A 23,534-nucleotide genomic window follows, 5' to 3' on the forward strand; every position below is an offset into this window, starting at 1 on the left:
GATCAGTCACCGTCCGCGACGGCCGGGGGTCGTGGTGCCCATTCCCTCGCGTGAGCCGTGAGACGGATGATCGCCGGCAGCGGGAAGAGCATGAGGTAGAGGTTCGGTATCCACCAGGCGAGGGAGAAGTCCCCGCGCAGGGTCCAGAACGCGATCGCCATCAGCCCGGAGGCCGTCGTCAGCACGAGGGAGACCAGCATCAGCGGCGGACCGCTCGGCGAGCCGCGGCGCAAAAGGCAGAGGCTGGTCAGACCGGTGACACTGGCCGGCAGGTCGATCCAGAGGAAGGACCAGTTCCAGTCGGCCATCAACGGGTCGGCGTAGTCGGCGAACGCCCACTCCGGCGGGATCAGGCCGATGCCGGTGACGGTGAAGTAGACCACGAAGCCGAGGTCGGTCACCAGCATCAACGCCTTAGTGACGCGCAGCACGGTCGATCGCCTCCATGAGGTAGCGGCGGGTCCCCTCGTGCAGTTCCGGCCCGGGTTCGCTCAGCCCGAGCAGCCTGACGGCCCACCAGCCGTCGACCGCCAGCCGTACGGCCGTCGCGGCGGCCGGGTCGACGCCGTCCTCGGTGAGCCGGACCTGCCAGGCCGCGAACCGCTCGCGGAGCGGTTCCAGACCGGCCGGATGGACCAGCACGCCCGCCAGAAGTGCCGCGGTGACGCGGTCGGCGGGAGCGGCGGTGGTGTGGCGTTCGGGGATCGTGGCCCGGACGTAGGCGCGCAGGAAGTCACCCGGCGCGTCGCCCGCCTGGGCCAGCGCGTCGTCGAAGGCCTTCGTCAGCCGCTCGACCATGGCGGCGACCAACGCCTGCTTGGTTGGGAAATGGTAGAAGAGGCCCCCCTTGGAGACGCCTGCCCGCTGGGCGACGGCCTCAAGGGTGAGCGACTCGGCCCCTTCGGAGAGCAGAACCTCGGCGGCGGCATCGAGCAGCCGTTCCTTCGAACTCGGTCGTGGCATGACAGAAACTATACCGGTCGACCGGTACACTTTCATCCGCGGAAGGAGGCGCGGTCCCGTCGCCCGGGCGGCGTCTCGCCACCGCTCCTCAAGCGGTCGCGCGGGCGCGCCTCAGGCCGCGGGCTCTCCCGGTGCGCCGTCGGCTCCCGCCGCCCGCCGGTCGGGTTCCGACGCCGCGTTGATCACGTCGTCGAGCACGTCACGGGAGCCCGCCAGTTGCGTCATCATCCGGTCGATGCGGTCCCGTTCGGCGGCGAGCTCGGCGACCAGCCGGGGGGTGGCGCGCTCGGACGGGCCGCCGTCCGCGTCCCGCATGCACGGCAGCAGTCGCGCGATCTTCCTGCTGTGCAGGCCCGCGGCGAACAGTTCCTGGATGCGGATGACCCGGTCGACCGCCTGCTCGGGATAGTCGCGGTGACCGCCGGGCGTGCGGCCGGCCACCAGCAGCCCCTGCTGCTCGTAGTAGCGCAGCGACCGTTCGCTCACCCCGGTACGCCCCGCGAGCTCACCGATCCGCATCTCCACCCCCGCACGTCCCGGACTTGAAACTGACACCGATGTTAACTTCTACCGTGTCGGCATGACGAAGCCGACGGAGAACGAGCTCTTCACCTACAGCCCCATCACCGAACGCCCGCCGATCGAATGGCCCGGAGGCGCCAGGGTCGCCGTCTACATCGGGCTCAACATCGAGCACTTCCTCATCGATCGCCCCTCCACCAGCATCTGGCCCGGCACGGCGGACCTGGTCCCCGACGCGCTCAACCACGGCTGGCGCGACTACGGGCCCCGGGTCGGCATCTGGCGCACGATCGAGAGCCTGGACCGGCACGGCGTCCGGGCGAGCGCGCTGCTGAACTCCGCGGCCGCCGAGCACTACCCCCAGATCATCAAGGCGGGCCTGGAACGGGACTGGGCCTGGCTCGCGCACGGGCGGACCAACTCGATCCTCCAGGCCGGCATGACCCGCGACGAGGAGCGCCGCTTCCTCGCCGACGTCGTCGACACCATCACCGACGCCACCGGACGGCGTCCGCGCGGCTGGATGGGACCCGGACTGACCGAGACGTTCAACACCCCGGAGCTGCTCGCCGAGCTCGGCCTGAGCTACGTGCTGGACTGGACCAACGACGACCAGCCGTACGCGTTGAACGTGCCCGGGATGCTCAGCGTGCCCTACTCGGTCGAACTCAACGACCTCCTGCTGTTCGGCAAGGGCACCACCGGGCCGGAGTTCGTACGGATCGTCAAGGACCAGTACGAGCAGTTGCACGCCGACTCCGAGCACGGCGGCCGGGTGATGGCGCTGGCCCTGCACCCGTTCGTGATCGGCCAGGCGTTCCGGGCCAGGTACCTGGACGAGGCGCTGGAGTACCTCGCGACGCGGCCCGGCGTCTGGCTGACCACCAGCGACGAGATCGCCGAGCACTACCTGCGCACCGCCGGGGAGCGCGGGTAGGCCGGGTCGTCGCGGGCTCGGCGGGGGTCAGGCCCAGCAGAACACCTGGATGTGGCGCTTCGAGCCGTCCGCCTCGGTCACCACGTACAGGTCGTAGGGGATGCCGCGGGTCCGGACGTGCTCCACGAACTCCGCGCCCTCCGGCGCCTGGTCCGGGCAGTGCGGCCCCTCGGGCGAGCCGACGACGGCCTCCTGGGCGGACGTACGCGCCGGGGCCGCGTGAGCGGGAACGCTCACGAGCATCGCGCCGATCGAGAGCAGGGCGACAACGACATACCGCATGGACGACTCCTCGGACGGGACCAGGGTGGGCACCCCCGGGACCGACGCACCGGGGGCGGATGCCGACGACTATAGGCAGTTCCCCGCCCGTCCCCGAGGGGTCGGCCCCAAGCTGCCGGACGGTGTGCCGATCGGCAACAAGCTGCCGGTCGGCACGCCGTCGCTGGGACGACCGGTCCCTCGCCGGTTCCCCGCGAGTCCCGCGCCGTCCTGCGCCGTCCCGCGCCGTCCTTCACCGTCCCGCGCCGGTCCTGGCTGTCCCCCACCGTCTCTCACCGTCCCGAGCCGTCTTTCACCGTCCCGCGCCGGTCCGTGCCGTCCCGTCCTGTCCGGCCGGGCCGGTCCGGTCGCGGACGGCGGTGCCCGTCCCGTCCTGCGCGACCGGCTCGGCCCGATCGCGGACGGCGACGACCGGGATCACCGCGGTCTTCGCGGCCCGGACGCGGCGGGCGCGCTGCTCCCGCCGGAACCTCTCGGTCAGCGCCTCGCTGACGACGGCGGAGACCGAGGGGGCACGGCCCGCCTCGACGAGCTCCTCGGCGTAGGCGCCCAGCCACGCCTCCACGGTGACCGTGATCAGTGCCTTTCCCCGGTCGACCGCCTGCGCGGGCCCGTCCTGTGGCCGCGACCCGTTCGACACCGGCGACCCGTCCGATCCCGGCGTTCCTCTCGACCGCGCCGACCGCGCCGATCGCACCGGAAGGGCGCGGACGATCCGGCCCCGAAGGGCGACCGCCTCGACGGCGGCCGGAAGGCCGCGCGCGGGGTCGGTGTCGCGCATCGCCCTGCCCCACCACACGCTCAGGACGCCGTCCAGCTCCGGCCCCCGCCGGGCGTCCAGCAGCTCGGCGAAGAACTGCGCCCGCCGGCCGGCGCGCAGCGCGGCGGAGATCGCACCGATCGTCCGCGGCACCCTGGGCTCCCTGGCCTCGTACCTACCGAGGGGCGGGGTCGTCACCGGCTCGCCTCCGGAGGAGACCGCGGGCCCGGCCCCGGTCGTCGGCGGTCACCGGCCCGGCCGACGACCCGGCCTGCAGCCCGGTCACCGGCCCGATCGTCGGCTGGGTCACCGGCTCGATCGTCGGCTCGATTGTCGGCTGGGTCACCGGCTCGATCGTCGGTCCGGGCACCGGCTCGGGCACCGGCGGGGTCGGCCGCGCGGCCATCGGGGCGCACGGTCGCGCCCCCGGGTTCCTCGTCCCGTACGGGCGACGCCCCGGCCGGGCAGGCTCGTGGGAGGCCGGTGGCCGTTCCGCGGAGCCCGTCCGGCGGACGCGGGTGGTCACGCGTTCCGGGACGCGGGTGGTCACGCATTCCGGGACGCGGCGAGATCGTAAGTGAGGCGAGCGGGTCACGTGGACACGATGAACCGGCCGGACCCGGACACGAGACCGAACGGATCAAGATCTACGAACGCGATACCCGGAGGTCACCCGCCCCGGGCACCACGGTCGCCGGGACACCCTCGCCCGTTCCGCCCGGCCGGCCGCCGGCACGGAATACGACCGATTCCCTTTGGATAATTAATCGTATTTACGACTTATGCAGAATGACACCTTATATCAAGAATAACGATGAGCGTGATAGGAAAACCCGGGAAAGCGTAGAGAATGAACAAAGAAGCCCTCGTTCAGTCTTACACCAAAGCCGGGGAGATAAGCGCTTAAATCCCTTGTTCAATATGACTCGCCTTATATCGTGACTCTCAGTTACGACCGTGAGCGATCCGTGCTCACGGTCCGACCGAAGGAGGAAACATGTACGGCAAGCGACAGTCGCTGCTGCTCGGTCCCGCACTTCTCGCCGCCCTCGCCCTGACCCCGGCCCCGGTCTCACAGGCCTCGGCCGCGCCGGCTCCCGTGCAGGCGGCGAGCGCCCCGCAGAGCACGACGGCGCACGACCCCATGGACTACTGGCGGGGCTACCGGGACGGTTACCGTGCCGCCGGGCAGGACTGCTCGAGAAGGAGCTCGAGAAGGTCCTTCGGGCCGCCGAGCGACTACGACCGGGGCTGGCTGAACGGCTACGACGCCGGCTACGCCCGGTTCTGCTACGGCCGGGACCAGTACCCGGACCGCTACCCGACCCGGTACCCGAGTCGCTACCCGGGCGGATACCCGAGCGGGTACTCCAGCGGTTACTCGACCGGCTTCTGACGCCGGCCGGGGTCTCCCGTCCGCGACCGCCGGTCACGACGGCGGTCGCACCGGCGGTCGCGCTGACGGTCGCGCCGGAAGGCTTCGCGCGTGCCGGATCGGCGGTTCGGTCCGGCGGTTCAGTCCGGCGGCGGGTAGAGGTCGAACCCGTACAGGCCCTGGTCGCCACCGGCGGCCACGCCGGAGCCGTCGGGGAACCAGGCGAGGCAGTTCAGGCCCGCGTCCACCCGGGCCGCCGCGGGACAGGGGTCGCCGTAGCGGTCCCACATCCGGATGACACCGTCGTCGGAGCAGGTGGCGAGCAGGTTGCTGTCCGGGGAGACGGCCACGGCGCGGATCCTTCCCGTACCGGACGCCAGCGTCGCGCGTTCCCCGCCCCCGGCCGACCAGACGCGCGCGGTGCCGTCGTCGAAGCAGGCCGCCAGCCAGGTGCCGTCGGGGGCGATCGTCACCTCGCGCGCCGGACCGGGGCATCCCCTCAGCGGGGCCCGCGCCGCGCCGTCGGCGCCCCACAGGCCCGCGGTGCCGTTGGCCGAGAGGATGGCGAACCATCTGCCGTTCGGCGCCATGGTGATCTCGTCCATGGTCTCCACCCGGCTCTTCAGGGTCGCGTACCTGCGTCCGTCCGGTGTCCAGAGCTGGATCCGGCCGTAGACGGACAGGGTGGCCAGCCAGGCGCCGTCCGGGGAGATCAGGGCGTGCGCGGTGGCCCTGACGCCGGCGACCAGCACGGCCCGCTGCCCGCCGTCGGCCCACCACACGCGCGCGGTGCCGTCCTCGGAGCAGGTGACCAGCCAGGTGCCGTCGGGGGCGATCACCACCTCGCGCACCGGCCCGGTGTGACCGTTCAGCACCGCTCTCCGGCTGCCGCCGGCGCCCCACAGCCGTACGGTCCGGTCGGACGACCAGGTGGCCAGCCAGGTGCTGTCGGGGGCGACGGCCACCCCCCGCAGGCGGCCCGAGTGGCCGGTCGGGACGGCCCGCCGCCGCCCACCGGCCCCGTGTATCCGGACGACCTGGTCACCGGACCAGACGGCCAGCCACGTCGTGTCCGGCGCGACCGCGGCGTACCGGCCGTCCTCGACGGGGACGGTGAGGGCCGCCCGCTCCATCCTGTCCTCGTTCCAGAGTTTCACCGACCCGTCACCGGAGTGCGTGGCGATCCAGTTCCCCTGGGGGGAGATCGTCACCCGGCGGATCAGCCCGGCCCTTCCCCTGCGGTCCTGCGATCCCGGGTTCTGCCGTCCCGGCACCCTCGATCCCCGCTCCTGCGACCCGGGCCCCTCCGACCGCCAGACGCGGATCGTCCCGTCGTCGGAGCAGATGGCCAGCCGCCCGCTGTCAGGTGTGATCACCACCTGACGCACCGTCCCGGCATGCCCCGCCAGAGCGGCCCGCTCGGCGCCGTCGGACTCCCACAGCCGTACGCTCCGCTCCCCCGACACCGTCACCAGCCACCCGCCGTCCGGCGCGATCACCACCTGACGCACCGTCCCGTCATGCCCGGTCAGGACCGCCCGCGGCCTGCCGTCCGACTCCCACAGCCGTACGCTCCGCTCCCCCGACACCGTCACCAGCCACCCGCCGTCCGGCGCGATCACCACCTGACGCACCGTCCCGTCATGCCCGGTCAGGACCGCCCGCGGCCTGCCGTCCGACTCCCACAACCGTACGGTCCCGGTGGCGGACCAGGTGGCCAGCCAGGAGCCGTCGGGGGAGATCCGCATTCCGGGCACCGTTCCGGCGTGGCCCGTCAGGACGGCCCGCTCGGCGCCGTCGGCCCCCCAGAGCCGTACGGTGCCGTCCCTGGAGAGGGTCGCCAGCCAGGAGCCGTCCGGGGAGGCCGCCATCCCGGTGACCTTGCGCACCGGCCTGACGCGGCCGGTCACCGTCTCCTCGTCCCCGCTCCCGGCGCTCCCGGCGCTCCCGGTGTTGCGGGTGCTCCCGCCTTTCCCGCCGCGCATCAGCAGGGCCTGGCGCAGGGGGCGCGGCCTGGCACGCACCCTGACCGGGCTGCGCAGGACCGCGCGCCTCGTACCCGCGGGAGTCCACAGGCCGACCTCTCCCGACGCGGACAGGGCCGCCAGCCAGGAACCGTCGGGCGAGGCCACCATCCCGGTGAACCGGCCGAACCCGTTCCTCAGCGTGGCGCGCCCGGTCCCGTCCGGGTTCCACAGACGGATCCGCCCGCTCGCCGAGAGGGTCGCCAGCCAGGAACCGTCCGGGGAGGCCGCCATCCCGGCGATCCTGCGGACACCGGTCTGCAGTACGGCCCGCTCCGTGCCCCCGATCTCCCAGATCTGCACCCTCCCGCGCCCGGAACGGGTCACCAGCCAGGAGCCGTCCGCGGCCGTGGCGACCTCGCGGACCGGACCGCGGTGGGTCGCCAGCCGGGTACGGGTGGTGCCGTCGGCCTTCCAGACCTGCACGCCCCCGTCGCGGACGTGGACCACGAACCGCGACCCGTCCGGGGTGATCGACACGTCGTCCGGCCGTCCCGGCGCGGAGGCGAGGGTCTGCAACAGCCAGGTGGCGCCGTCGTCCGGGAACGGCCAGCGGGGCCTGAGGAAACGGACGTCGTTCTGCCTGCTGTAGCGCTCGACCGAGGCCCGCATCGGCGGGAACGCGTACAGGCGGGCCAGCAGGTTCGCCGTGGAGACGGCCTCGGACTCGAAGGGGACGAGCAGGTGCGCGCTCCGCGCGATGAGCCCGCGGACCCCGGCGACGGAGCGGGAGGCCGACAGCGCCAGGTCAGACTCGGCCGCGGCGATCCCCGAACCGCGGATCCGGGCGACGAGCCAGCGCACGTCGTGCAGGAGCGCCTCCAGCTCCTGGGTCCTTCTCCCCTCGCCGAGATGGGGCAGCAGGTTGTTCCAGAGGTAGGCCGCGTCCGGGGGCAGCCTCCACCACTCGGCCTCCGCCTCCGGGTCGTCACCGGGGATCAGGGTCCGGGCCTCGTCGAGGAAGGCCCGCTGGGCGGCCGCCAGGCGGTCCCTTCCCAGCCCGTCCTCCGACCGTACGCAGGAGCGGACGACGTCGTGCAGCGTGACCGACGCCATCGATGTCACCGACGCCATCGATGTCACCGACGCCGTCGATGTCACCGGCGACACCTGCGACACCTGCGGCGACGGCGAGGACGACGGTGACACGGCCGGGTCCGCGGGGCGCCCGCCGATGAGGGACAGCTCCCGCAGCCTCGCGCAGAGGGCCTGGGACCGCTCGGGGGTGAGCCCGCCGGTGCGGCGCCACAGAAGCCCGACGAGGTCGGCCGGTACGTCGGCGTCCTCGGGGAAGACGCCGAGCTCCAGGAAGCGGGCACGGTCGGCCGCGCCGAGGGCGTCGAGCCCGTACTCGACGGCCGCGCGCACCGCGGCCTCCCGCTGGCGGGGGACGGTGACGTCCAGGTCCGCGGGCCCGATCCGGCCGAGCCGCTCGACCGCCCGCCTGGCGGCGACCTCGATGTTCGTCCCGGCCCGGTGCTCGTCGCGCAGGCGCGCGTTGACCAGTGCCATCAGCAGCGGCCAGCGTCCGGTCATGGCCATCAGGACGTTGACCACGCCGGGACTCATCGGCGGCAGCCCCCGGCTCAGCAGCCGTACGGCCACCCGCGGCGCCATCTCGTCGACGATCATCGCGATCCCGTCGGGCGGCAGGGCCCGGGGCAGGCGGGTGGTCACCAGCACCCGCGACCTGGAGGCCGCCGCCAGGAAGGGCCTGAGCTGCTGGGGGCTCCACACGTCGTCGACCACCAGCAGCGCGCGTCCGCGCTCCGCCAGGGCCTCGGCCATCCGGTGACCGGCCTGCTCGGGGCCGCGGGGCTCCGGCCGGACGCCGGTCGCGGCCTCGGTGACGTCGTCGGCGAGCCGCGCGACGTCCGCGCCGGTACGCTCGCGGCCCACGGTCACCCAGAAGACGCCGCCGGTGAACCGTCCCGTCGTCTCGTCGTCGTGACAGACCTCCACCGCCAGGGACGTCTTGCCGAACCCGCCCGTACCGGCCAGCCCCGTGGTCAGGCCGATGGTTCCCGAGGTCCGCATGGTCAGGGCGGAGACCACGTCGCCCAGCTCGGTCCTGCGGACCCATCCCGGCTGCCTGTCCGGCACCCGGAAGAGCCTGCCGCGGGCCCGGGTGCCCCTCAGCCTCGGGGTCACCCAGGTCAGCAGGGCGACGGAGGAGGCGGTCAGCCCGGAGAGGGCGACCCAGGCGATCCTGTGCTCACCGACCACGTCGGGCAGATGTTCGGTGACCATTCCGGCCGGCATTCCGACCAGTATTCCGGAGACAATCAGAAGTGCCGTGACCATATCGGCTGTTTTCTTTATGCGACGAGCCATGGATCACCTCGACACTGCCGACTCCTGCCCCGACGGGTATCGGGAACCCCGGTCGCACGATATCTGTTCCCCTCCTTCTTTGAGCTGAATCGCCGAGGTCCTTACCATTGTCGCCCGCGCATAATGCGACGTCCCGTGCTTTGATCGGCTATGTCCGATGTCATCTGCCGGCCATTCCGATTCCCATTCCGGGAGTGTCGCGTACCGGAACGGGACACGACGGGCCTCGCGCGGGTCCCGGGCGCGCAAGGTCACGGCGGGAGGTCACGCGCGAGGGCCCCGCCACGACGGACGTCGTGGCGGGGCCCGTTCGGGTCGCGCACCGGCCGGTGGTCCGGCCCCGGGTCAGCGCCGTCGTCAGCGCTGCAGGTCCACGCAGGAGTAGAAGGCGTTGGCGGTGTCGGCGATGTTCCAGACCGCGAGCACCTTCAGGCGGCCGGTCCTGCCGCCCAGGTTCACGTTGTGCGAGACCGTCGCGCCCGGCTGCCTGCCTCCGTCGTTGAAGACCGCGATCCGGGTGTTGCCGACGTAGTACTCCCACGTGCTGGTGGCATGGCGGGCGGTGAGCACCCAGTTGAAGGTGACCGAGTTGCCCACGCTCGTGGCCGGCCAGCCCTTGCTCTCGTCGCTGAGCTGGGAGAACCGGCCGACGCCACCGTGGCAGCTCCGCAGGCCCTTGGGTCCCTCCACGCTCTGCGGCTCGTAGATGATGTCCCCGCAGTTGGCCACGCGGCCCTGCGCGCACATGGCCTGCCGGCTCGGCGGGGACGAGATGTAACCGTGCGCGTTCGCCGGTGAGGCGATGACCACGGTGGAGGCGATGGCGATGATCGCTGTCGCGAGGAAGGTGAGCGTTCTCCGCATGTCCTGCTCCTTCGCTGGGGGGTGCCTCCAATATAAAAGAAAGTTTCCTAACGGTAAACGATCCGGTCAGGAAAGGTCGAGGGATCTGTCAGGACGCTGTCCCGGCGAACACGGGGCTCACGGGCCGCCGGGAACGGGCCGTCCGGCTCCGGTCACGCCGGTCCGGCCCTTCCGCGCACCACCCGGGGCCGTGCGTCCCGCACGCGCCCCGTACCGCACGCGTCCCGTCCCGCATGCGCTCCGTCCCGGCCCGTGGCTCAGGGGCGCCGCGGCTCGGTGAGGACGTAGAGCAGCGCGGCCACGCAGGTCCCGCTCACCAGGTCGCCCTTGCCGATCAGCCCGCGGACGTCGGCCAGGGGGACCCACTCGACGCGCTCGGCCTCCCAGGGGTCGGTCGGGGCTCCGATGTGAACGGCGTGGTCGGCACGGAAGATGTGGTGGACCGAGTCGGAGATGCCGTTGCTCGGCTGGACGCTCAGCAGGGGACGCAGCGGTCCGGGCCGCCAGCCCGTCTCCTCCTCGACCTCCCGCGCGGCGGCCGCCATCGGCTCCTCACCGGCGTCGACCTTGCCGATGGGGATCTCCCAGCCCCACGAGTCGGTGATGAAGCGATGCCTCCAGATCATCAGCACCCGCTGCCGGTCGTCGGTGACGACGGCGCCGGCCCCTGCCGCGATACGGATCAAGCGGTGGTCCAGGTGGCTGCCGTCGGGAAGCTCCACGTCCGCCATCCGGAGGTCGAGCCACTGGTCGGTGTAGAGGGATTCTTCGGAGTTGACCTGCCAGCGCATGCGGCGTACTCCCAGCGTGGTTGCCTGATCTCGGCACCACGCTACAGCCGGGCGGTCCGCGGGCCGTGGGCCGCGGGAACGGGGCCGCCACCTCTCCCTGGGACGGCGCGGAGAGCGGGCCGGGTGACGGCGCCGTCCGCGTGGCGCCTCATCGTTGAGGCCGTGACCGGGGGCGGCTGAATTAAGGTGGTGCCGTCCGTCCGCGTGAGCGACCGGCGACACGGACCGATCTCCCCCCTCCCGCATGAGAGCCGAGGTCGAGGAGAGCACATGTCCCGCAGCCGTACCGTCACCACGGGATACGTACTGGCGATCGTCACGCTGATCGCGACGGCCGTACCGGCCGCCGCCCCGCCCCGGGCGACGGATGCCCCGCCCCCTGCGCCTTCCCCGGGCGCGTCGCCCTCGGTCCCGCCCGGGAAGTCACCGCCGACCATGTTCGAGGCGCTCCAGCGCGACCTGCGGCTGAGCGCGGAACAGGTGCGGACCCGGCTGTCCAACGAGGTCCGGCTGGCACCGGTGGAGGAGCGGTTGCGCAAGAGCCTCGGTGACCGTTTCGGCGGTTCCTGGTTCATCGGGGTCACCGCCCGGAAACTGGTGGTGGCCACCACCAACGCCGCCGACATCCCCCTGATCATCGCCGCGGGCGCCCAGGCCGAGGTCGTCGCCACACCGCTGACACGGTTGCAGGCGGTGAAGCGGAGACTCGACCAGACCCTGCCGGCCCGCTCGGCCGGGGGCCGGGTGCGCTATGTCGACGTGCGGAGCAACAAGGTGGTCGTCCTGTCCGGGCGTGCCGCCATGACCGAGAACGTCATCAAGGGCATCGGGGTGGACACGGCCGAGGTGAGGGTGGTGGCCTCGGCGGAGACCCCCCGCCCCCTGTACGACCTGCGGGGCGGCGACGCCTACCATCTCGTGCCCAAGGGGCGGTGCTCGGTCGGTTTCTCCGTGGCCAAGGGCACCGAGAAGGGGTTCGTCACCTCCGGCCACTGCGGCAGGAAGGGCGACCGCACCACCGGCTTCAACCGGACCTCCCAGGGCGTCTTCAAGGAGTCGACCTTCCCGGTCGGCGACTACGCCTGGGTGGCGGTGAACGACGACTGGACTCCCAAGGGGGTGGTGGGAGACGGCACCGTCGGATCCGGCGGTCCCCCGCCCGCCACACCCGTCGCGGACACTCCCCCCACCCCGCCCGCGGCACTTCCCGCACCCACCGCACTTCCCACGCCCACCGCACTCTCCGGGCACGCCGCCGAGGCCGACAGCGCGATCCGTGCCGTGACCGACGCGACGACCGGCGCCATCACCGCACTGAACGGCACCCGCGCCGTGATCGAGGGGGCCTCGGTCTGCCGGTCCGGTTCCACCACCGGATGGCACTGCGGCACCATCCAGCAGCGTGACGCCAGCGCCGTGTACCCGAGCGGCAAGATCTTCGGGCTGGTCCGCACCAACGTCTGCGCGGAGCGCGGCGACTCCGGCGGCCCGTTCGTCTCGATCGACCAGGCCCAGGGCGTCACCTCCGGCGGTGCGGGTGACTGTGAGGTCGGAGGCGTCACCTACTTCCAGCCGGTGGAGAAGATCCTCACGTCCTACGGCCTGTCCCTGCTGACCGTCTCCGCCACCGGGGTGGCCCGGTAGACGGCCCGGCGCCGAACGCCGGACGGACGGACGCCTGACGAGACACCGGGCGGGACGCCGGACGAGGCACCGGCCAGGCGCTCCACGACGACACCGGCCGGGTGTCCCGCGATGCCCCGGCGACGGCCCGCCGATCTCTGAGAGCGCTCTCTGATTTTTCACCTTACGGTGTTGACCCGGACTTTACCTTCGCGTAACAGTGATTATCAAACGGTCTGCACGCTGCAGCGAACGTTCGGCCGTCCCCCTCATTGGCCTTGTGAGAGGTTCCGGATGAGTCACCCCCCAGCAAGAAAGCGCTCTCTCAGGTGGATCTCGGTGATCCTCGCCGCCCTGGTGCCGACGGTGCTCGCCATCGCCGCCCACGCCTCCGTCCCGCCACCGCCCTCGGGGTGGTCGCTGGTCTGGAGCGACGACTTCAACGGCGGCGCCGGGTCGCCGCCCTCCTCCGCCAACTGGATCGTCGACCTCGGTCACGCCTACCCCGGCGGTCCCGCCAACTGGGGCACCGGTGAGATCCAGCGCTACACCGACAATCCCGCCAACCTGAGCCTCGACGGCGGCGGGAACCTGCGGATCACGCCGCTGAAGAACGGCAACGAGTGGACGTCGGCCCGCATCGAGACCCGCCGTTCGGACTTCAAGCCGGCCGACGGGCGCATCCTGCGCATCGAGGGCCGCATCCAGATGCCCAACGTCACCGGTGACGCCGCGCTGGGCTACTGGCCCGCCTTCTGGGCGCTGGGCGCGCCGTACCGGGGCAGCTACTGGAACTGGCCGGGCATCGGCGAGTTCGACATCATGGAGAACGTCAACGGCATCAACTCCGTCTGGGGCGTGCTGCACTGCGGCGTGAACCCCGGCGGGCCCTGCAACGAGACCACCGGCCTGGGCGCCAGCAGGCCGTGCCCCGGCTCCACCTGCCAGTCGGCGTTCCACACCTACCGCTTCGAGTGGGACCGCAGCGTCAGCCCGAACCAGTTGCGCTGGTACGTCGACGGCCAGCAGTTCCACAGCGTCAGCCAGGCACAGTTCGACGCCACCACCTGGAACACCATGACCGGCCACCAGGGGTACTTCCTGCTGCTCAACGTGGCCATGGGCGGGGCCTTCCCCAACGCCCTGGCCGGGCAGACGCCGACCGCCGCCACGGTCCCCGGCCGCCCGATGCTCGTCGACTACGTGGCCGTCTGGCAGAGCGGCTCCGGCCCCGGCCCGAGCCCGACGCCCACTCCCCCTCCGGGCGGGGTGGACGCCCGCTCGACCATCCAGGCCGAGCGGTACCAGGCGCAGTCGGGCACGTCGGTGGAGACCACGACCGACACCGGCGGCGGGCAGAACGTCGCGCAGATCGGCAACGGCGACTGGCTGCGCTTCGACGGCGTGAACTTCGGCTCCGCGGCCGCCACGCAGTTCAAGGCCCGGGTCGCGTCCGGTGCGGCGGCCGGGGTCAGCGGGCTGGTGCAGGTGCGCCTGGGCAGCCCGACGGCCCCGCCGATCGGTGACTTCGCGCTCGGCAACACGGGAGGCTGGCAGAGCTGGCGTACGGTCCCGGCCAACATCTCCGGGGTGACCGGGACCCACACGGTCTACATCACCTTCAGCAGCGGGCAACCGGCCGACTTCGTGAACCTCAACTGGTTCTCCTTCGGCACCTGAGCCCTCCGGACCCCTGCGGCCCGTGGCCCGCGGCCCCGGCTCTCGTCCGGGCCGCGGGCCTTTCGGCCGGGACGTGCCGGTCGCGCGGGACGTCAGTCGTCGACCCAGCCGTGGGACCGGGCGAACGCGAGGAAACGCTGCCTGACCTGGCCGATCTGCGCACCCGTCAGCGTGGGCGCGTGCTCGATGAGCAGCTCGGTGACCGCTCCGTTGAACGACTTCGCCGACAGCACGTCGCACACGCCCTCGTCGTCACCGGCCTGCCCGGAGGCACCCGTGACGGGCGACGCCTGCGCCGTCGCCCCCGGGATCGGCGCCACCGTGACCGGCCGCCGGACCGGGGGCGGGTCCAGCAGGCTGACGGTCGACACCTTCAGCCCGCGCTCGCCCTCCATGACCTCGTACTCGACCCGGAGACCGGGCTGGACCACATGCCTGTTCTCACCGAAGTCGTTGGCGTGGAAGAACACGTCCTCGCCACCACCCAGCGCGGCGATGAAACCGTATCCGCGCACCTCGTCGAAACGGAGAATCGTACCGACTGCCACCACAACACCGCCTGCACAGAGAATCACGACGCTCTACCCTGCCTCGCCGGAACCGCCCGGACGAGGGCCCGGCACACCCGTCGCGCCGGACCGTCCGATGGTAGCCCGCGGACCCGCCCGGCGCGCCGGTCACGCGGGGATCACGCGAGGATCCCGCGGGGTTCAGACGCGGCGCAGCCGCCGGATCGGTGGCGTCAGCAGCAGGGCCGCGCAGACCGCGAAACTGACGCCGGTGGAGACGAGCAGCAGGTCCAGGGGGTCGACGAGTGCGGAGACCGGCCCCACCAGCGCCTGCCCGACGGCGACCCCGGCCACCGACCCGGCCACCTCGTAGGCGGTGACCCGGTTGAGGACGTCGGGGGTGACCTGCGTCTGGACGCTCGTCGACCACATCACCGACCAGAACGCCCAGGACATCCCGCCCACCAGGTGGCCCGCCATGAGCAGCGGCAACGGCAGCTCCAGCGTCACCGACAGCGGGATGAACGCGAACCCGGCCATGGCCGCCCCGCCCGCGGCGAGCGGCCGCGAGGGCCGGAACCGGATCGCGATCAGCCCGCCGACGACCGTGCCCGCGCCGAGACCGGCCATCACCCAGCCGTAGGCGGCCTCGCCGAGACGGTCGCCGATCAGGCTCGAGCTCAGCGGGATGTAGGGGCCGAAGACCAGGATGCCGAAGAACACCCAGATGAGGATCACCGACCACATCCAGCTCCGGGAGCGGAACTCCGTCCAGCCCCGGCGCAGGTCGCGCAGGACCGTCGAGCGCTCCGCGGCCCCGGCGGCCGGTGCGAGCCGGATGAAGACCAGGCACAGGCCGCTGAGCAGGAAGGTCCCCGCGTCCACGGCGTACACGGCGCCCGCGCCGGTCAGCGCCATCAGCAGGCCGGCGAGGACGGGCCCGCCGAGCTGGGTGGCCGCGTCGGCGATCTTCAGGGTGCCGTTGGCGCGCTGCGGGTCCCTGGCGACGAGGGGGACCATGCCGTTGACGCCGGGCTGGAACATCGCGGCGGCCACCCCGGACAGGAACGAGGCGGACATCAGCAGCCACAGCGGCGGGACGCCGGTGAAGAAGGCGACGGCCACCGCGGTCTGGGTGAAGATCCGGACGACGTCCGCGCCGACCATCATGGTCCGGGCGCCCACCCGGTCGGCGAACACCCCGCCGAACAACACGAAGATCACGAACGGGGCGGTCCAGACGGCCAGCACGTAGCCGACGCCGGCCACCCCGTAGATCGCGCCGACGGCCAGCGCCGTCGCGACGGGCATCATCGCGTCACCGAGCAGCGACACCACGCGGGCACCGAAATACAGCGTGAAGTCCCTGGTCCAGAGCCTGTCCGGCACGGCGAGGGACGGTTCGCGACCGACGAGCGCGGTCATGTCCTGAGCTCCATGAGCTCCCATCCTGGACATCCCGGAAGCCGACCACAGGCGTCCACAATGACATCATTAGGTACATTCGTGCCATGAGACACCGCGTCGTCACCCTGGTCGGCCCGGTCCAGGAGATGTACCCGGTGACCAGCGCCTCCGCCGTCTTCGGCTACCACGGCCCGGACATCCCCGAGCACTACACGTTCTCGCTCTGCGCCGAGCGTCCGGGGCCCGTACGGACGACCATGGGCGTCGACGTGATCGTCGAGCGCGGGCTGGAGGCCCTGGCCGAGGCCGACACCCTGCTCGTCTCCGGCTGGTGCGCGGGCCCGGAGGTCTCCCCCGAGCTCGGCGCGGCCGTCCTGGCGGCCCATGCCCGCGGCATGCGGATCATGGCCATCTGCTCGGGCGTATACGTCCCGGCGAGCCTCGGCCTCCTGGACGGCCGCGCCGCCGCCACCCACTGGGAGCTGGCCGACGAGCTCGCCGTCCGCTACCCCCGGATCCGGCCGGACGCGTCCGTGCTGTACGTGGACCACGGTGACGTGGCGACGGCCGGCGCCTCGGCCACGACCGTCGACCTGTGCCTGAACCAGGTGCGGCGCGACCACGGCGCGGCCCTGGCGATGCGGATCGGCCGGCAGCTGTCGGCCGCGCCGCACCGGGAGGGCGGCCAGCGCCAGTACCCCGGGCTGCCGACCACCGGCCCGGTCCCCGACTCGCTCGCCCCGCTGCTCGACTGGATCACCGCCAACCTGGACCGGCCGCTGACGGTCGAGGACATGGCGGCCCGCTCCGGTCTCTCCCGCCGCACCCTCAGCCGTCACTTCACCGACCAGCTCGGCGTCTCCCCGGGACGCTGGCTGCTCGACCGCCGCATCGCCAGCACCCGCGCCCTGCTGGAGGAGACCGACCTGCCCGTCGAGACGATCGCCCAGCGCGTCGGGCTGTCCTCGGCGGTGAACCTGCGCCGCCGCTTCCACAACGCGCTGAACACCACGCCCGCCGCCTACCGGCGCTCGTTCCGCTGACGCGGACGCTCCCGGCCGGATCCGGCCAGGAGCGGTCAGGGTGCGGCGGTGACGGACTCCATCCGGGGGGCGGCCAGGCGCACGTAGTCGTCGGTGGCCAGCGCGATCGAGCGGTCCAGCCGGGCGGCGTTGAAGAACAACTCCGGCGACGCGAGCAGCGCCGGGTCGGCGACGAGCTCCAGCCGGGGGTCGTAGGAGAACGGCAGCACGGTGCCGCTCACACTGCCGGCCAGCTCCTCGGCCCTGTCCCTGGCCGCGAAGGCCACGTAGGTCCCGCCCAGCAGGACCTTGATCGCCTGAAGGTCCAGGCGGGCGTCGCCGGGCACCACGGCCAGCACGTGCCGGGTCTGCCTCTTACCGACCTTGACCATGACGATCAGGCATTTCGCGGCCTGCGCGACGTCGTGCCCGCGCAGAGCGCTGACCAGGTCGGTACGTCCTTCTGGCGGATGGTCGATCAGCCGGTAGCGCGCGCCACCGGCCTCCAGGTCCGCGATCAGGCGTTCGTAGGGATCGAGGCCCGCCGCCACGGCCGGCGCGGCACCGCCCCGCACATCACCAGTCACCGCTCAACAACTCCTTGGCCTCCGCGATACGGTCCTCGTCACGCCGGTAGAACACCCACTGCTTGATCTTCGTGCCGCGGATCAGCCCCGCCCGGCCCAGCACCTTCAGGTGCTCACCACAGGTCGGCTGGCTCACTCCCAGCTTCTCGGCGATGAACAGCGAGCAGACCCCGTCACGGACCAGATCGCCGTCGCGTTGCGGCGGGAAGTGCCGCTCGGGGTCGCGCAGCCACTCCAGGATCAGCAGCCGCCTGTCGCTGGCCAGCGCCTTGACCAGATCCACGTCGATCACTACGGCATTATGGCAATTAGCTAATCGCCTGTCGAATCGGCCGGCTCCCGCGCCCGAAGGCCGTGCCGCGTCCCGGTCGCCGGCGCGCAGGGGATCCACGCCCTGTCCTGCGGGGGAGCGCCGGACGGCGGTACGGAGGGCAGGGGCGTCGCATCGATCCCGGGAACATACGATTTCCTCCGAGGAGAACCAGGAAAGGCGGATCGATGCTCCGGTCAACGACGTACCAGGACGTGCGGGGTGCCGCCGCCCGCATCGCGCCGTACGCCCATCGCACCCCGGTGCTGCGCTCGCGGCGGATCAACGAGGAGCTCGGCGCCGACGTCGTGTTCAAGTGCGAGAACTTCCAGCGCATGGGCGCCTTCAAGTTCCGCGGGGCGTTCAACGCCCTGTCCCGGTTCACCCCGGACCAGCGCCGCGCGGGCGTGGTGACCTACTCCTCGGGCAACCACGCCCAGGCGATCGCCCTGTCGGCCCGGCTGCTGGACATCCCGGCCACGATCATCATGCCGCACGACGCGCCGGCCTCGAAGGTGCAGGCCACCAAGGGCTACGGCGGGCAGGTCGTCGTCTACGACCGCTACACCGAGGACCGCGAGGAGATCGGCCGCGCGCTGGCCGCCGAGCGCGGTCTCACCCTGATCCCGCCGTACGACCACCCGGACGTGATCGCCGGTCAGGGCACCGCCGCCGCGGAGCTCTTCGAGGAGGTCGGTGACCTCGACGCGCTCTTCGTCCCGCTGGGCGGGGGCGGGCTGCTGGCGGGCACCGCGCTATCGACGCGCGCGCTCTCACCCGGCTGCGCACTGTACGGCGTCGAGCCCGAGGCGGGCGACGACGGCCGGAGGTCGCTGATCCAGGGCTCCATCGTGCACATAGACACCCCGAGGACCATCGCGGACGGTGCGCAGACCCAGCACCTCGGCGCCCACCCGTTCGAGATCATCCGTCGTGAGGTCAACGACGTCCTCACCGTCACCGACGCCGAGCTGGTCGGGAGCATGCGGGTCTTCGGGACCGTCATGAAGATCATCGTCGAGCCCACCGGGTGCCTGGGGTTCGCGGCCGTCAGAAGAAGCGCGGAGGGGCTGCGCGGGCGGCGGGTGGGAGTGATCGTCAGTGGCGGCAACGTCGACCTCGACCGCTACGCGGCACTGCTGACCTCCTGAGACCGGCGCGCCGGAGCACGTGAGCGGCGCGGCACGGGGCGGTGACCCCCGTCCGCGCCGCCGCACGGCCGTCACGGCCTTCGGGCGATCTCGCGGGATCGCCGCGCGGCCCGTGCGGGACTCACGCGACGTCCTCGCGAGGAACTTCTCCCCCGAGGCCCCTTTCCGGGCTCCCCGAACCGCCGAGGTGTGTTCACGGTGCCGGACGTGCCCGGTGGTCTTCGAGCCGGTACGGCGGCCGCCTCAGCGGCGGTCGTCGTGCCGGGCCCAGCTCCCGGCCTTCGCCAGCCCGCGGGCCACCATGTAGCCGATGGTCAGGAAGGTGATGTACCGGATGGCCTGCTCGGCCCCGAAGGGGTCGCCGAGGCCACGGCGGACGTCGTCGCCGACGACCAGGGCCGTGATGACGACCGCGACCACCGCGGCGATGTAGACCATGAACTCGGTCGTCTTGAAGGCCGGTCGCGTCTCCGTCGTGTGGTCCTCGTGACGTGCCACGTTCGGACGGCCGGTCGACTGGCTCGGGACTGTCTGAGGGTTGCTCATGTGTCTCGTCTCCCCTGCTCTCTGGAAGGTGCTGGGGTCTGAATTAATGCATTATGTGCATTACCCCGGGGGGTCTCACCGAAACCACGACACCCTTCCTGAGCTGGGACGATGCCGCGGGAAGCCGTCCCGGGCCACCTTCTGGAGATCGTCGTCCCGCGCTCCCGCGGGCGTTCCCGGCGAGGGCGCCCGCTCATCCGCCGGTCGTGTCTCCGGCCCCCCGGAGCGCCTCGATCACACGAGCCGGAGCCCGGCCTCACTTGAGCGGGTCGTGCCCCCAGTTCATCAGGGAGCGCCGCCAGGGGGTCTCGGCGACGTCTCCCCCGGGGCGCTGGGCCAGGTGGCGGTGGACGTACCCGACGACCTTCCGCATGTGGGCGTAGTCGTCGTCGTCCAGGTCGCTCCGGCGCTTGCGCAGGATCTCGATGATCCGGCGGCCGGAACGGTGGCCCGTCGACTCGCCGCCGCCGGAGCTGTCACCGACCGCCTTGGACTCGTCGGTGCCGAGCCAGCCCTCCAGCTCGGCGGCCGTCATGTTGACCGCCTGGTCGAAATCCGCGGCGATCCGGTCCCTGCCCTCAGTCTTCATGATCCTTCTTCCGCAGCGCCGACGGCTTGTGCACGGCGGTCCTGCCGCTCTTGTCGCTGCGGACGAGGTACTGGGGATCGTCGGCGGAGGCGTCGACGGTGCGCCCGGCCTTCTCGGTCCGTCGCGTGATCTTCTCTTCCACCCGGCCCGAGGTGGTGACCCCATGGCTCTGCCAGGTGACGGCGTCGCCCACCTGCGGTTCTTCGGGCCCGCGTTCGTCGCTCATGAACGCCGCGTACCCGGCCGGGACCAGCGCCCACCTCCACGAACCCTCAAAAAGGACAAAAACCGCACCTGAGGGATCACGGCGCCGGCGGGGCCACCCGTGCCGTGGGACGGCGGCACGGGGCCGGCGGGACCGCCGGACACCAGGGCCGCCGGACACGAGGGCCGCCGGTGTGCGGCGGCCGGCAGGGGGCCGGCCCGCGCTCACCCGCGCGAGCGGGGAGGCCCCGGTCACCGGACGTATAGGGTGAGGCCCGCGATGAGGCACGAACCGACGCTGCACCAGACGATCACCGAGCACACCGGGCACATGGCCGAGATCCCCGCCGGGAACGTCTTCCTGCGCGACGAGGGCACCAGGGCGACCTGGAAGGTCGAGCTCGGCGCCTTCCGGCTGGCGTCCCGTCCCGTGACCCGTGAGTTGTACCGCGCCGTCGCGGGCGAGGCCCCGGCGAGCCCGGCGGGGCCGCGGACGCCGGTGACCGAGGTGTCCTGGAAGGACGCCGTCCTGTTCTGCAACCTGCTCTCACGGGCCACCGGTCTCGACCCGTGCTACACGACGGGTGACGACCCCGACGGGCGGGACGTGGTCCGCGACGAGGCGGCCGGCGGGTACCGTCTCCCGACCGAGGCCGAGTGGGAGTACGCCTGCCGGGCCGGGAGCTCCGGCGTCCGCTACGGAGAGCTGGACGAGATCGCCTGGTACCGGGGCAACTCCGGCGACCGGCTGCACGACGTCGCGACCAGGGCGCCCAACGCGTGGGGCCTGTACGACATGATCGGCAACGTGTGGGAGTGGTGCTGGGACCTCTACGATCCCGGCGTCTACGGCCCTTACCGGGTCTTCCGCGGCGGGAGCGCGTACGACCCGCCCCGGGGATGCCGGGCCTCCTGCCGCCGCAAGAGCCACCCGACCCTGCGCATCGACGACCTCGGGTTCCGCCTCGCCCGATCGTCGTGAGCGTCCGGGCCCGCCCGGTGACCGTGAGCGTTCCGGCAGCGACGCCTCCCCGGTCACCGGGACGCGGCGCGCCGCTCCCGCTTCCGGTTCCGGTTCAGCGGGACGCGGCGTGCCGTGCGGCGCGGTAGCCGAAGACGACGGCCGGGGCGATCGTCGACCCGGGGCCGGGATAGGTGCGGCCCATGACCGAGGCGGTGGTGTTGCCCGCGGCGTACAGGCCCGGGATCTCCGAGCCGTCCTCGCGCAGGACGCGGGCGTGCTCGTCGGTGAGCAGGCCGCCCTTGGTTCCCAGGTCGCCCGGGTGGACGCGGACGGCGCGGAAGGGCCCCTTCTCCAGCGGGCCGAGGTTGGGGTTGGGCCTGACCCGCGGGTCACCGTAGTAGTTGTCGTAGACGGTACGTCCGCGACCGAAGTCCTCGTCGACGCCCGAGCGGGCGAAACCGTTGAACCGCCCGACGGTCGCGTCCAGCCGCTCCGGATCGAGGCCGATCTCCGTGGCCAGGGCGTGCAGGGAGGGGGCCTCGACGAGGAGGCCCGCCCGTACCCACTCCTTCCGGTGGCCGAGGAGAGCGGTGTTCAGGTAGCGGCGCGCGTGCCTGACGTCGCTGATCAGCCACATCGGCCCGGGCACGCCGTGTTCGAGCATGGCGTGGCCGACGTCGATGTAGGAGGCCGACTCGTTGGTGAAGCGTTCGCCGTTCGCGTCCACGATGAGGGAGAAGGGGAAGGAGCGTTCCGAGACCAGGAAGCTGCTCTTGCCGTCGGGCCCGACCAGGGAGGCGCCCCACCAGGCGTCGTCCATCAGCGCCAGCGTGCCGCCCGCGCGGACGCCCACCTCGATGGCGGTGCCCAGGTCGCCTTCGGGGGCGGAGGAGTACCCGGGGACGCCGTGGTACTTCCGGCGCCACTCGGTGTTGTTCGCGAAGCCTCCACCGGCCAGGACGACGCCGCGCCGGGCACGGATCCTGCGCCGCCGCCCGTCCCGCTCGACCACCGCGCCCACCACGGCGCCGTCCTCCACGACGAGGTCGACGATCGGCGCCGACAGCCAGACGGGGGTCTGCCGGCCGCGGACGATGTGCATGAGCGAGGAGGCGAGCGCGCCGCCGATGCCGACCGGCCGCCTGCCACCGGCGTACGCGCCGAGCGAGCGGAGGACGAAGCGCGCGCCGCGGACGAAGCCGGAGGGGGTGGACCAGGCACGGGACAGCAGCCACACGTCGTCGGTCATCAGCGGGAGCGGGATGCCGCTCTCCTTGGCGCGTGAGACGGCGTACCACTCGCCGAGCAGCCGGGTGTCGAACGACGCGGCCTCGATCGAGCGTCCCACCTTGCCGCCCGGCCGGTCCGGGTAGTAGTCGGGGTAGTCGGGGGACCTGCGCCACCTGACGCCCTTGCGGCCGAGGAAGGCCGTGACCTCGGGGACGGTCCGCACGAAGGCCGTCCTGCGCTCGGGGGAGGAGGCCGGTCCGGCGTCTGCGATGACGTCGTCCATGTACCGCAGGGCCTCCTCGGCGGAGTCCCGGACGCCGTCGCGGAGCATGAGCGGGTTGGCGGGCATCCAGAGCCCGCCCCCGGAGACGGCGGTGGTGCCGCCCCACAGTGGGGTGCTCTCCACCACCAGGACGTCCAGACCGCTGTCGGCCGCCGCGACGGCCGCGGACAGACCGGCCGCGCCAGAGCCCGCCACGAGCACGTCGACGAGGTTGTCCCACTGATCGATATCGGTCATCGCGGTTTCCTCCGGTCTGCCGGGGGCGGCTCGGAAGGTGATCCTCCACCCAACCGGACAAAGCTGTCCGGTTGTCGTAGTCTGGGCGAAGGACGCAGGTCACGTCAACAGCGACGCCGGAACCCGGGCACGGCTCGCCCTCGGCGTCGCCGTGCCGGGCAGCGTCGGCACGCTCCTGCAGCGTGAGCACTCCTTCACCACCGGAGTGACCACCGTCGCCTGGATCGGAGCCGCGCTCCTGACGCGCCGGCCGTCCTGACGGTGATCACCCTGAGCCGCCGGACCCGGTGACCGCTCCGGTGACCGCCGGTCGTCACCCGGTCCGCCGTACGCGGGATCG

The 23,534-nt window shown here is 72.2% G+C and carries 24 protein-coding genes; 7 read left to right on the forward strand and 17 right to left on the reverse strand.

Annotation, left to right across the window (positions count from 1 at the left end; genetic code table 11):
- Positions 1 to 2 precede the first annotated feature (2 nt).
- The 3 genes from ABD832_RS36930 to ABD832_RS36940 form a co-directional block, all read right to left on the reverse strand.
- Complete coding sequence (locus ABD832_RS36930) at positions 3 to 431, reverse strand: DUF5360 family protein (RefSeq protein ID WP_344905632.1); 429 nt, start codon at positions 429 to 431, stop codon at positions 3 to 5.
- Positions 415 to 963, reverse strand: coding sequence for a TetR/AcrR family transcriptional regulator (locus ABD832_RS36935; protein WP_344905635.1), 549 nt, complete (start codon positions 961 to 963; stop codon positions 415 to 417). The genes ABD832_RS36930 and ABD832_RS36935 overlap by 17 nt, the downstream gene beginning before the upstream one ends.
- 111 nt (positions 964 to 1,074) lie before the next feature.
- Positions 1,075 to 1,482 (reverse strand): MerR family transcriptional regulator, encoded by a 408-nt coding sequence (locus ABD832_RS36940; RefSeq protein ID WP_344905639.1) that lies wholly within the window; start codon positions 1,480 to 1,482, stop codon positions 1,075 to 1,077.
- A gap of 61 nt (positions 1,483 to 1,543) precedes the next feature.
- Between ABD832_RS36940 and ABD832_RS36945 the strand changes: the two genes are divergently transcribed.
- Positions 1,544 to 2,422 (forward strand): polysaccharide deacetylase family protein, encoded by an 879-nt coding sequence (locus tag ABD832_RS36945; protein WP_344905644.1) that lies wholly within the window; start codon positions 1,544 to 1,546, stop codon positions 2,420 to 2,422.
- 27 nt (positions 2,423 to 2,449) lie between these two features.
- On the opposite strand, the gene ABD832_RS36950 is transcribed toward ABD832_RS36945, so the two are convergent.
- The 3 genes from ABD832_RS36950 to ABD832_RS36960 all read right to left on the reverse strand — a co-directional run bounded on the left by ABD832_RS36950 (position 2,450) and on the right by ABD832_RS36960 (position 3,810).
- The gene (locus tag ABD832_RS36950; RefSeq protein ID WP_344905647.1) at positions 2,450 to 2,704 is read right to left on the reverse strand and encodes a hypothetical protein; all 255 of its coding nucleotides are present in this window, start codon (positions 2,702 to 2,704) and stop codon (positions 2,450 to 2,452) included.
- Positions 2,705 to 2,996: 292 nt separating this feature from the next.
- A complete protein-coding gene (locus ABD832_RS36955) occupies positions 2,997 to 3,662 on the reverse strand; it encodes a hypothetical protein (RefSeq protein ID WP_344905650.1) in 666 nt (221 codons plus the stop codon).
- Positions 3,640 to 3,810: a hypothetical protein gene (locus ABD832_RS36960; RefSeq protein ID WP_344905654.1), complete on the reverse strand. Its 171-nt coding sequence runs from the start codon at positions 3,808 to 3,810 to the stop codon at positions 3,640 to 3,642. The genes ABD832_RS36955 and ABD832_RS36960 overlap by 23 nt, the downstream gene beginning before the upstream one ends.
- A 651-nt stretch (positions 3,811 to 4,461) precedes the next feature.
- Here ABD832_RS36960 and ABD832_RS36965 point away from each other — a divergent pair.
- A complete protein-coding gene (locus ABD832_RS36965) occupies positions 4,462 to 4,860 on the forward strand; it encodes a hypothetical protein (protein ID WP_344905657.1) in 399 nt (132 codons plus the stop codon).
- Positions 4,861 to 4,979: 119 nt separating this feature from the next.
- Here the strand turns inward: ABD832_RS36965 and ABD832_RS36970 are convergent, their stop codons facing one another.
- The 3 genes from ABD832_RS36970 to ABD832_RS36980 all read right to left on the reverse strand — a co-directional run bounded on the left by ABD832_RS36970 (position 4,980) and on the right by ABD832_RS36980 (position 10,852).
- Entirely contained in the window at positions 4,980 to 9,125 is a 4,146-nt protein-coding gene (locus ABD832_RS36970; protein WP_344905661.1) for an NB-ARC domain-containing protein, read from the reverse strand.
- Between the two features lie 429 nt (positions 9,126 to 9,554).
- Complete coding sequence (locus ABD832_RS36975) at positions 9,555 to 10,061, reverse strand: lytic polysaccharide monooxygenase auxiliary activity family 9 protein (RefSeq protein WP_344905664.1); 507 nt, start codon at positions 10,059 to 10,061, stop codon at positions 9,555 to 9,557.
- A 257-nt stretch (positions 10,062 to 10,318) separates the two neighbouring features.
- On the reverse strand, positions 10,319 to 10,852 hold the full coding sequence (locus ABD832_RS36980; protein WP_344905666.1) for an NUDIX hydrolase: 534 nt from the start codon (positions 10,850 to 10,852) through the stop codon (positions 10,319 to 10,321).
- Between the two features lie 270 nt (positions 10,853 to 11,122).
- Here ABD832_RS36980 and ABD832_RS36985 point away from each other — a divergent pair, with 270 nt between their 5' ends.
- Positions 11,123 to 12,496 (forward strand): S1 family peptidase, encoded by a 1,374-nt coding sequence (locus ABD832_RS36985; RefSeq protein ID WP_344905669.1) that lies wholly within the window; start codon positions 11,123 to 11,125, stop codon positions 12,494 to 12,496.
- Positions 12,497 to 12,814: 318 nt separating this feature from the next.
- Positions 12,815 to 14,155 carry a glycoside hydrolase family 16 protein gene (locus ABD832_RS36990; RefSeq protein WP_344905671.1) on the forward strand — a complete coding sequence of 447 codons (1,341 nt, stop codon included), beginning with the start codon at positions 12,815 to 12,817 and terminating at the stop codon, positions 14,153 to 14,155.
- 92 nt (positions 14,156 to 14,247) lie between these two features.
- On the opposite strand, the gene ABD832_RS36995 is transcribed toward ABD832_RS36990, so the two are convergent.
- Positions 14,248 to 14,703: a cold shock domain-containing protein gene (locus ABD832_RS36995; protein WP_344905674.1), complete on the reverse strand. Its 456-nt coding sequence runs from the start codon at positions 14,701 to 14,703 to the stop codon at positions 14,248 to 14,250.
- A 162-nt stretch (positions 14,704 to 14,865) separates the two neighbouring features.
- A complete protein-coding gene (locus ABD832_RS37000; protein WP_344905677.1) occupies positions 14,866 to 16,089 on the reverse strand; it encodes an MFS transporter in 1,224 nt (407 codons plus the stop codon).
- A gap of 86 nt (positions 16,090 to 16,175) precedes the next feature.
- Here ABD832_RS37000 and ABD832_RS37005 point away from each other — a divergent pair, with 86 nt between their 5' ends.
- Positions 16,176 to 17,114, forward strand: a complete 939-nt coding sequence (locus tag ABD832_RS37005; protein WP_344905680.1) for a GlxA family transcriptional regulator — start codon at positions 16,176 to 16,178, stop codon at positions 17,112 to 17,114.
- A gap of 35 nt (positions 17,115 to 17,149) precedes the next feature.
- Here the strand turns inward: ABD832_RS37005 and ABD832_RS37010 are convergent, their stop codons facing one another.
- Both ABD832_RS37010 and ABD832_RS37015 read right to left on the reverse strand, forming a co-directional pair.
- Positions 17,150 to 17,680 carry a YbaK/EbsC family protein gene (locus tag ABD832_RS37010; protein WP_344905684.1) on the reverse strand — a complete coding sequence of 177 codons (531 nt, stop codon included), beginning with the start codon at positions 17,678 to 17,680 and terminating at the stop codon, positions 17,150 to 17,152.
- Positions 17,670 to 17,972 carry an ArsR/SmtB family transcription factor gene (locus ABD832_RS37015; RefSeq protein ID WP_344905686.1) on the reverse strand — a complete coding sequence of 101 codons (303 nt, stop codon included), beginning with the start codon at positions 17,970 to 17,972 and terminating at the stop codon, positions 17,670 to 17,672. Before ABD832_RS37015 ends, ABD832_RS37010 begins: the two co-directional genes overlap by 11 nt.
- Positions 17,973 to 18,178: 206 nt before the next feature.
- Here ABD832_RS37015 and ABD832_RS37020 point away from each other — a divergent pair, with 206 nt between their 5' ends.
- A complete protein-coding gene (locus ABD832_RS37020) occupies positions 18,179 to 19,141 on the forward strand; it encodes a threo-3-hydroxy-L-aspartate ammonia-lyase (RefSeq protein WP_344905693.1) in 963 nt (320 codons plus the stop codon).
- Between the two features lie 243 nt (positions 19,142 to 19,384).
- Here ABD832_RS37020 and ABD832_RS37025 read toward each other — a convergent pair whose 3' ends face one another.
- The 3 genes from ABD832_RS37025 to ABD832_RS37035 all read right to left on the reverse strand — a co-directional run bounded on the left by ABD832_RS37025 (position 19,385) and on the right by ABD832_RS37035 (position 20,502).
- A complete protein-coding gene (locus ABD832_RS37025) occupies positions 19,385 to 19,639 on the reverse strand; it encodes a hypothetical protein (protein WP_344905696.1) in 255 nt (84 codons plus the stop codon).
- Between the two features lie 304 nt (positions 19,640 to 19,943).
- Entirely contained in the window at positions 19,944 to 20,276 is a 333-nt protein-coding gene (locus ABD832_RS37030; protein ID WP_344905700.1) for a DUF3140 domain-containing protein, read from the reverse strand.
- Positions 20,266 to 20,502 carry a hypervirulence associated TUDOR domain-containing protein gene (locus tag ABD832_RS37035; RefSeq protein WP_344905703.1) on the reverse strand — a complete coding sequence of 79 codons (237 nt, stop codon included), beginning with the start codon at positions 20,500 to 20,502 and terminating at the stop codon, positions 20,266 to 20,268. Before ABD832_RS37035 ends, ABD832_RS37030 begins: the two co-directional genes overlap by 11 nt.
- A gap of 309 nt (positions 20,503 to 20,811) precedes the next feature.
- On the opposite strand from ABD832_RS37035, the gene ABD832_RS37040 reads away from it, so the two are divergent.
- The gene (locus tag ABD832_RS37040) at positions 20,812 to 21,462 is read left to right on the forward strand and encodes a formylglycine-generating enzyme family protein (RefSeq protein ID WP_344905822.1); all 651 of its coding nucleotides are present in this window, start codon (positions 20,812 to 20,814) and stop codon (positions 21,460 to 21,462) included.
- 94 nt (positions 21,463 to 21,556) lie between these two features.
- Here the strand turns inward: ABD832_RS37040 and ABD832_RS37045 are convergent, their stop codons facing one another.
- The gene (locus ABD832_RS37045) at positions 21,557 to 23,194 is read right to left on the reverse strand and encodes an FAD-dependent oxidoreductase (protein WP_344905706.1); all 1,638 of its coding nucleotides are present in this window, start codon (positions 23,192 to 23,194) and stop codon (positions 21,557 to 21,559) included.
- Positions 23,195 to 23,534: the final 340 nt, after the last annotated feature.

The sequence above is a fragment of the Streptosporangium longisporum genome (assembly GCF_039534895.1).
GTDB lineage: Bacteria > Actinomycetota > Actinomycetes > Streptosporangiales > Streptosporangiaceae > Streptosporangium > Streptosporangium longisporum.

What these genes read in the sequence shown, in the direction of transcription:
- ABD832_RS36935 (WP_344905635.1), bottom strand. Translation starts at nt 963, where the DNA reads ATGCCACGACCGAGTTCGAAGGAACGGCTGCTCGATGCCGCCGCCGAG.
- ABD832_RS36940 (WP_344905639.1), bottom strand. Translation starts at nt 1,482, where the DNA reads ATGCGGATCGGTGAGCTCGCGGGGCGTACCGGGGTGAGCGAACGGTCG.
- ABD832_RS36945 (WP_344905644.1), top strand. Translation starts at nt 1,544, where the DNA reads ATGACGAAGCCGACGGAGAACGAGCTCTTCACCTACAGCCCCATCACC.
- ABD832_RS36950 (WP_344905647.1), bottom strand. Translation starts at nt 2,704, where the DNA reads ATGCGGTATGTCGTTGTCGCCCTGCTCTCGATCGGCGCGATGCTCGTG.
- ABD832_RS36965 (WP_344905657.1), top strand. Translation starts at nt 4,462, where the DNA reads ATGTACGGCAAGCGACAGTCGCTGCTGCTCGGTCCCGCACTTCTCGCC.
- ABD832_RS36970 (WP_344905661.1), bottom strand. Translation starts at nt 9,125, where the DNA reads ATGCCGGCCGGAATGGTCACCGAACATCTGCCCGACGTGGTCGGTGAG.
- ABD832_RS36975 (WP_344905664.1), bottom strand. Translation starts at nt 10,061, where the DNA reads ATGCGGAGAACGCTCACCTTCCTCGCGACAGCGATCATCGCCATCGCC.
- ABD832_RS36980 (WP_344905666.1), bottom strand. Translation starts at nt 10,852, where the DNA reads ATGCGCTGGCAGGTCAACTCCGAAGAATCCCTCTACACCGACCAGTGG.
- ABD832_RS36985 (WP_344905669.1), top strand. Translation starts at nt 11,123, where the DNA reads ATGTCCCGCAGCCGTACCGTCACCACGGGATACGTACTGGCGATCGTC.
- ABD832_RS37000 (WP_344905677.1), bottom strand. Translation starts at nt 16,089, where the DNA reads ATGACCGCGCTCGTCGGTCGCGAACCGTCCCTCGCCGTGCCGGACAGG.
- ABD832_RS37005 (WP_344905680.1), top strand. Translation starts at nt 16,176, where the DNA reads ATGAGACACCGCGTCGTCACCCTGGTCGGCCCGGTCCAGGAGATGTAC.
- ABD832_RS37020 (WP_344905693.1), top strand. Translation starts at nt 18,179, where the DNA reads ATGCTCCGGTCAACGACGTACCAGGACGTGCGGGGTGCCGCCGCCCGC.
- ABD832_RS37030 (WP_344905700.1), bottom strand. Translation starts at nt 20,276, where the DNA reads ATGAAGACTGAGGGCAGGGACCGGATCGCCGCGGATTTCGACCAGGCG.
- ABD832_RS37035 (WP_344905703.1), bottom strand. Translation starts at nt 20,502, where the DNA reads ATGAGCGACGAACGCGGGCCCGAAGAACCGCAGGTGGGCGACGCCGTC.
- ABD832_RS37040 (WP_344905822.1), top strand. Translation starts at nt 20,812, where the DNA reads ATGGCCGAGATCCCCGCCGGGAACGTCTTCCTGCGCGACGAGGGCACC.
- ABD832_RS37045 (WP_344905706.1), bottom strand. Translation starts at nt 23,194, where the DNA reads ATGACCGATATCGATCAGTGGGACAACCTCGTCGACGTGCTCGTGGCG.